Origin of the sequence: Asaia sp. SF2.1, from assembly GCF_000505765.1 — a bacterium.
GTDB lineage: Bacteria > Pseudomonadota > Alphaproteobacteria > Acetobacterales > Acetobacteraceae > Asaia > Asaia bogorensis.
The window spans coordinates 1-5,189 of sequence record NZ_AYXS01000031.1; the positions used below are offsets into that span (position 1 = coordinate 1).

A 5,189-nucleotide genomic window follows, 5' to 3' on the forward strand; every position below is an offset into this window, starting at 1 on the left:
GGTCATCTCTGTTTGCTGTAGCGTCTGTCGTCCGATCAAGCGTGATGCCTGTACGGGTATCATCTGAGTTCTTCCATTCTGGTAATCTTCTCTTATCCATTTCGGGTTTTATGATGCTTGCGTGGCCCGATATCTGGGCGAGCACCAGGAGAAATTCGATGAGCCTTTCGATCAACACCAATGCCTCGGCGATGGTCGCCGTTCAGACCCTGAACGCCACCCAGACGGCCCTGAGCAACGCTGAAAACACCATCTCGACCGGCCGCAAGGTCTCGAGCGCTGCCGACAACGCCGCTGCCTACGGCATCGCGCAGCAGATGCAGGGCAATGTCTCTGGCCAGTCCGCTGTGAATGACGGCCTCTCCTTCGCCGCACAGACGGTCAGCTCGACCAGCACAGCCGTCAACCAGATCATCAGCGTGCTCAACAGCGTCCAGAACGCAGTGACCACCCTTGGCAACAACCAGGGCAGCCCGGCCGCTCTCGACCAGATCGGTACCCAGATCACTGGCCTGCTTCAACAGATCGATACCATCTCGCGCAACGCCACGTTCAACGGCGTGAACCTGATTTCGGGCAGCACAAAAGATGGTCTCGGGATCACGTCCAACAACCTGAGCTACATCACGGGCCTTCAGGGTGACCAGACGACCGTCACAGGCTTCAACGCAGCTATTGCCTCGTATATGGGCGGATCCAGCGTCGCCGGCGCACCGGCTGTCTCTTCCTCGTTCTTCCAGAGCGGCGTCGCTGGCACGAGCCTGACCGACGCCCTGGGCCTCACCACAAACAGCGGTACGAGCGGTGCAAACCCGACCACCAACGTGTTCGAATCCACCGGTGGCGTACTCGGCGGCAGCAAGAACGTCTCGGACATGATTTCGCAGGTTCAGGCCGCCATCAAGGCCATGACCTTCGTGACCTCCACACTGGGTGCGAACAGCAACGTCATCAACAACATGAGCACCTACGGCTCAAGCATCTCCGACAACCTCACCAACGGTATCGGCTCCCTGACCGACGCAGACATGTCCGCAGCCAGCGCCAAGCTGACATCGCTTCAGACCAAGCAGTCCCTCGCCATCAAGTCGCTTACCATCGCCAACTCACAGTCACAGAACATCCTCTCACTCTTCCAGTAAAATAAAAAAGGCCCCTCGCCTCCAACGGCAAGGGGCCTGTTCATCCCATGGGTAGCTAGAGCCTTACTCAACCGGACCGTTGAGTATACGCGCCGCCACGATGACCGAACCCCCTTCGGTTTCAGCGCCGGTCCGGAACATCCTCCATTTTCCAAGAGAAAAAACCCACGTGCCGGTAAAACTGGCCACTTGGGCATGTGGTCTACAAACGCCGTCAGGTTGTGATTCCTCCTGCCTGTTGCACTGCATGGCATCGGATTCCGTCAACGGAATATAGACGTTGGTATTGAGCTGCGCAGTACGGCCGTGAATCTGAATTGATCCGTCTATCCCGCTTTTCTGTCCCTGTTGACCATTGTTCGAAACGTCGTCAGGCGTGCCGCGTGTTATGATATCTATATATTTTGTCTCGTTATCAGAACACACCTCGATTGAGGCCGATCCGATCACCCTGTTTTTTGCTTCCTGCCCGACATAATCGACAATTGCCTGCACCTCGGCGATCCGAACAACTCCAGAGGGACAACGTATGCTGTCTCCATTCCCGGGCAACACTGTACCAGCGTAAGCCGGAGCCGACATTCCTGTTAACCCCGTCGCCAGACACGGTACCGTAGCGCACAAGACCGCGCGCGCAGAGAGGAACAAGCCTCGCGGTGAAACCACTTTCATATCCTTCGTGAAGGTTCGTTCGATGGTTGGGCCACGATACCCGAAAAGTCGCACAGCTGAAGCATGACACGACAAATTTCCTCAAAAGCCCGACGCCGGAAAAGTGATGTCACAGTGGGCGCACCGATAACGCTGCCGAAAGATATTGCTGTCATGATCGGTTCACGTTACGAACGACCTTGGCAACAATCTGCCCTCCCTGCGGCAGATGATTCGGTAGAGGCTCATGATCAGCGACGTCACCACCCGTAGTTTCGACGCCATGAACGCGTATGGAGAAGTTCAGCGTAGCCTGCAATCCGCAACGGGCCCGGCCAAACAAGCTGACACCTCCAGCATTGGTACCGGAAGTTTTAGTGACGCACTCAGTGGTGCGCTGCAAGATGCGGTGCATACCGGAAAAGTTGCCGAAACCCAGACCGCGGCCGGTCTCTCAGGGCATGGCGATATGACTGAGATCGCGACATCTGTCGCTGAGGCAAAATTGACACTGCAGACCGTAACCGCAGTTCGTGATCGCTTTGTGCAAGCCTATCAAGATGTAATGAAAATGTCGATCTGAACGCAGAACGGCATGCAACATACGGTAGACATTCACGAGATCCTGCAGGAATCCCTGTTCGTAGCGGTCAAGATGGGTGCCCCGTCGCTTCTCGCCTCGCTTGCAGCAGGCATCCTGATCTCGCTTTTCCAGGCAGTTACCCAGGTCAACGAAGCAACACTATCTTTTGTACCCAAATTTGTCGCTGCAATGCTTGCCCTTATGCTGACAAGCTCGTTTATTTACGCGACCCTGCATAATTATGCGATGCAGATTTTCGATCAGATGGTCATCGCTGGCGGATCATGAACAGAGCAATGTCGACACGGCGGGCGTTGTTCGGAATAATGCGGAAAAGGTAGATGTTGGCTCTTCCATCCCCCGATGTGGTAGCCGTCTATCTGATGATCCTGTGCCGTGTCAGTACGCTTGTCATGGTAGCGCCAGGGCTGGGTGAGTCCACATCACCCATGACAGTGCGCGCAGGTATAGCGGTTACGATCTCTTTCCTGCTTGTCCCGCTGCTGGAGCCTGTGCTCACCCCCGTGGTGACGCCAGCCCTCAAGAGCCCGGCTCTCCTGATCGTCATGATTGCGCAGGAGTTGCTTATAGGAACTTTCATCGGATGGATGGCGCGACTGATCGCGATGTCACTCATCATCGCTATGCAGTTCATTGCAACTTTCACGGGTCTGGCGAGTGTTTTACAACCCGACCCTGACTTGGGCGCCTCGAGTACCGCCATCAGTCATATGGCCTCTTTCCTCATCCCGGTACTTTTTCTGACGACAGGATTGTATATCCTGCCCCTCGCCGCGCTCACAGGTTCTTACAAAGTGTTCTTGCCGGGCCAATTCCCATTTCTGAATGATATGGCGCAGGCTGCTGTCATGAGCGTATCATTGAGCTTCAGGCTTGGCCTCCAATACGCTGCTCCGTTCGTTCTTGTCGGCACCCTGTGGCCTGCGCTTCTCGGCGTACTGAACCGACTAATGCCTGCTATTCAGGTTTACGGAATTGCCATGCCTGCCCAGCTTCTGGGCGGCGTATTCCTGATCGCTCTCCTGATTCAGGTCATCACTGGCGTCTGGCAGGAACGTATGCAGGAAACACTTCTTCAGCTTCCTGGCATCCATGCATTCCAATAACCTAGCCCACCCAACTCGTACTTCGCGCCCAGTCTATGGCTGAGGAAGGAAGCAGCGAAGATCGCACACAGGCCCCTACCCCGCGCCGCCTTGCGAAAGCAAGGGAAGAGGGAAATGTTGCCCAGTCGCGTGAAACACAGATGCTGCTCGTGCTGGGAATATTCCTCGCGGTATTCTCAATGACCGGGGCGACTTCGGGATATCGCTTCGTCACCCATATGCATGGATTGCTGGAGCACTTCTCCACCCCGATCGACGATACAGCAACGATCGGGCGCATCGTCCATCAGGCGTTTGCTGAAGGAATCCTCCTGATCGCTCCGTTCGGTGGGGCATGCATGGCAGCTGTCGTAGGTTTCGGTCTCTTCCAGACACAGTTCCTGTTCAGGCCTCAGGCGCTTGCTCCTGATCTGAAACGGCTGTCTCCTGCCGCCGGGGTCAAACGTGTGTTCAGTGCCCGAAATCTCGTCGAACTCCTCAAGAGCCTGGCGAAATTTTTAGTGTTTGGTGTTGTGCTATACAACGTAGCACGCGGAACGCTGCATATCGCCCCTGAAGCGGAGAGATGGACTATTCGTCGGCTGACACAGGAGCTCGTTTCCTGGTTTGTCTACGCCACCCTCGTTATCCTCATTGTTCAGGTTTTAATCGCTGTACTCGATGAATTATGGACGCGATACAGTCGCCTCCAGAAGCTACGGATGAGTCACCAGGATATAAAGGACGAGACGAAGCAGGAAGACGGTGATCCCAAGATCAAGGCCAAAAGACATCAATTGAGGCTGCGTCGCGCCCGACAACGCATGCTCCAATCGGTGAAAACGGCAACCGTTGTTGTCACCAACCCCACTCATTACGCGGTAGCCCTTGCATATGAGAGCGATTCCACGGCCGCACCCAAAATCGTAGCCAAAGGCACCGACGAACTGGCGGCACGCATTCGTGCCGCAGCAGATGACGCCCGTGTGCCAATCGTCAACAACCCCCCTCTCGCACGCGGGCTCTACACATTGCCGCTGGATACCGAAATACCGCCAGAGTTTTTCAAACCGGTCGCGGCCATCATCGCCTATGTCATCAAGTTGAAGACACCAGGTTCGAGGCGATAAACACTGCTATTTGCATGCGCTCAGATAGTATCATCGGTCGTTAGGCTCAGGACCCATTGATTTAAGCGGCATGATGTGATTCAGGCTCCCTCAAGGAGACTGGAGATGGGAGACCTGTATTGGCTGACGGACGGGCAGATGGAGCGTCTGCGGCCCTTTTTTCCGAATAGCCATGGGAAACCTCGGGTCGATGACCGCCGTGTGTTGAGCGGGATCATTTTCGTAAACCGCAATGGCCTGCGCTGGCGTGATGCGCCCCGGGAATACGGTCCACACAAGACACTCTACAACCGCTGGAAGCGCTGGAGTGCTATGGGGATCTTCATCCGCATGATGGAAGGACTGGCCGCCGGAAAGGCAGAGCCTCAGACCATCATGATTGATGCGACCTATCTCAAGGCACATCGCATGGCGTCGAGCCTGCGGGTAAAAAGGGGGGGTCAGGCCGCCTGATCGGGCGCACCAAGGGGGGCATGAATACGAAGTTGCATGCTGTCGCCGACCGGAACGGACGTCCGCTCGACTTCTTCATGACAGCGGGCCAGATCAGTGATTACACCGGTGCTGCTGCCCTTCT

6 protein-coding genes and 1 pseudogene are annotated in these 5,189 nt (G+C 55.8%); 6 read left to right on the plus strand and 1 reads right to left on the minus strand.

Annotated features, from left to right (window positions below):
* Positions 1-158: 158 nt before the first annotated feature.
* The gene (locus P792_RS31150) at positions 159-1,142 is read left to right on the plus strand and encodes a flagellin (protein WP_023979280.1); all 984 of its coding nucleotides are present in this window, start codon (positions 159-161) and stop codon (positions 1,140-1,142) included.
* Between the two features lie 63 nt (positions 1,143-1,205).
* Here the strand turns inward: P792_RS31150 and P792_RS31155 are convergent, their stop codons facing one another.
* Entirely contained in the window at positions 1,206-1,637 is a 432-nt protein-coding gene (locus tag P792_RS31155; RefSeq protein ID WP_152530231.1) for a hypothetical protein, read from the minus strand.
* A 403-nt stretch (positions 1,638-2,040) separates the two neighbouring features.
* Between P792_RS31155 and P792_RS31160 the strand changes: the two genes are divergently transcribed.
* The 5 genes and pseudogenes from P792_RS31160 to P792_RS31180 form a co-directional block, all read left to right on the plus strand.
* Positions 2,041-2,376, plus strand: coding sequence for a flagellar hook-basal body complex protein FliE (locus P792_RS31160; protein ID WP_023979282.1), 336 nt, complete (start codon positions 2,041-2,043; stop codon positions 2,374-2,376).
* A gap of 12 nt (positions 2,377-2,388) precedes the next feature.
* On the plus strand, positions 2,389-2,664 hold the full coding sequence (locus P792_RS31165; RefSeq protein WP_023979283.1) for a flagellar biosynthetic protein FliQ: 276 nt from the start codon (positions 2,389-2,391) through the stop codon (positions 2,662-2,664).
* A gap of 53 nt (positions 2,665-2,717) precedes the next feature.
* Positions 2,718-3,503 (plus strand): flagellar biosynthetic protein FliR, encoded by a 786-nt coding sequence (locus P792_RS31170; RefSeq protein WP_023979284.1) that lies wholly within the window; start codon positions 2,718-2,720, stop codon positions 3,501-3,503.
* A gap of 35 nt (positions 3,504-3,538) precedes the next feature.
* Complete coding sequence (locus P792_RS31175) at positions 3,539-4,612, plus strand: flagellar biosynthesis protein FlhB (RefSeq protein ID WP_031241138.1); 1,074 nt, start codon at positions 3,539-3,541, stop codon at positions 4,610-4,612.
* Positions 4,613-4,717: 105 nt separating this feature from the next.
* Positions 4,718-5,189 (plus strand): annotated as a pseudogene (locus P792_RS31180) (IS5 family transposase); the annotation flags it as partial.

Bases quoted from the DNA above. Each gene is read 5' to 3' on its own strand.
- P792_RS31150 (WP_023979280.1), top strand. From the start codon at position 159: ATGAGCCTTTCGATCAACACCAATGCCTCGGCGATGGTCGCCGTTCAG.
- P792_RS31160 (WP_023979282.1), top strand. From the start codon at position 2,041: ATGATCAGCGACGTCACCACCCGTAGTTTCGACGCCATGAACGCGTAT.
- P792_RS31165 (WP_023979283.1), top strand. From the start codon at position 2,389: ATGCAACATACGGTAGACATTCACGAGATCCTGCAGGAATCCCTGTTC.
- P792_RS31170 (WP_023979284.1), top strand. From the start codon at position 2,718: ATGTTGGCTCTTCCATCCCCCGATGTGGTAGCCGTCTATCTGATGATC.
- P792_RS31175 (WP_031241138.1), top strand. From the start codon at position 3,539: ATGGCTGAGGAAGGAAGCAGCGAAGATCGCACACAGGCCCCTACCCCG.